Here is a 1054-nt window from a genome sequence, read left to right on the forward strand (position 1 = left end):
GCGGCATCCCGCCCCGGGACATCCAGTACGAGGTCTTCGGCCCCGACCTCTGGCTCGCCGACTTCGAATAGGCACCCCCGTGACGGAGCGGTGACCCGATACCGGGGACCGCCGCCGGCGGTGCTGCAGGTTCCCGGCGCGGCCGACGAGTGCGCCGGGAACCTGCAGGTGGCGCCGCGGACGGACCAGACAGCCGGTGGTCCTGGACCGCGGAGGCAACCCGTTCACGGGCTTCCCGTCCCCGCCGTGCACCCTTGGACCGACGCTCCCGACGCGCAGCCCTGTGCCGGACGAACCACCACGCCCGACGCGGCAAGCCGGTGGCCGGGCTCGCACGTGCGTCCACGCCGACCACGCGGGAGGGCGACTCCGGACGGCGGTCAGACTCGCCCTGTCGATCCGTTCGTCCGCCGGTCTGTCGTCGGCTCCGGAACGACAGCGGTGACGTCCTGAACGGCCCGGGACGCGTCCGGTTCTTCAGCGCCTTGCGCGCGGACCGCGGCGAGGTAGCCGGTGATGAAGGCCGTCACCGGCACAGCCGGCCGGGCCACACCTGTGGAGACGGCTCCGGCCAACGCCAAGAGGTCCTCGACAGGCACCTCCACATCACCCAGACCGAACCTGGTCCTCACATGGTCGACCCATGTGGAGAGCAGGAGCCGCTCCTCGGGGGTCATGTCCTTCGCCACGCGCTTCTCCTTTCGTTGAGATGCTCAGTCAAGATGGAATCTGCGCACGTCGTCCCAGGTGTCGACGTCTGCGGTCGCATCGTCGGCCACGATGACATCCTGCAGTGCGAGGTCACGAACGAAGGAGCGTACCGAGCGATCCGCGGGGTCCTGCCCCGAGTAGGCGCCGCGCAGGACCTCGGTGCGGTAGAGGGCGGCCAGGGGCTGACGACGCCCGTCAGGGGTGACCGCCATGAAGCCCGGAGCGCCCAGGGCCTCTCCTGCGGCGCCGCGCAGGCGGTCCACGGCACCGGCCACCCCGGGCATGTCGCAGGCCAGGGTCATGGTCCACTCCGCCGGCTCCAGGACCGCCAGGGCACCCAGCC

General features: G+C 71.4%; 2 protein-coding genes. Both read right to left on the minus strand.

Annotation, left to right across the window (positions count from 1 at the left end; all coding sequences use genetic code 11):
- Window positions 1-380 precede the first annotated feature (380 nt).
- A complete protein-coding gene (locus tag ACFYE1_RS17440) occupies window positions 381-689 on the minus strand; it encodes a DUF6457 domain-containing protein (RefSeq protein ID WP_387745821.1) in 309 nt (102 codons plus the stop codon).
- Between the two features lie 24 nt (window positions 690-713).
- A partial coding sequence (gene mobA / locus ACFYE1_RS17445; protein WP_387745824.1) for a molybdenum cofactor guanylyltransferase occupies window positions 714-1054 on the minus strand: 341 nt, incomplete at its 5' end.

Origin of the sequence: Kocuria nitroreducens, from assembly GCF_042879195.1 — a bacterium.
GTDB classification, from domain to species: domain Bacteria; phylum Actinomycetota; class Actinomycetes; order Actinomycetales; family Micrococcaceae; genus Kocuria; species Kocuria nitroreducens.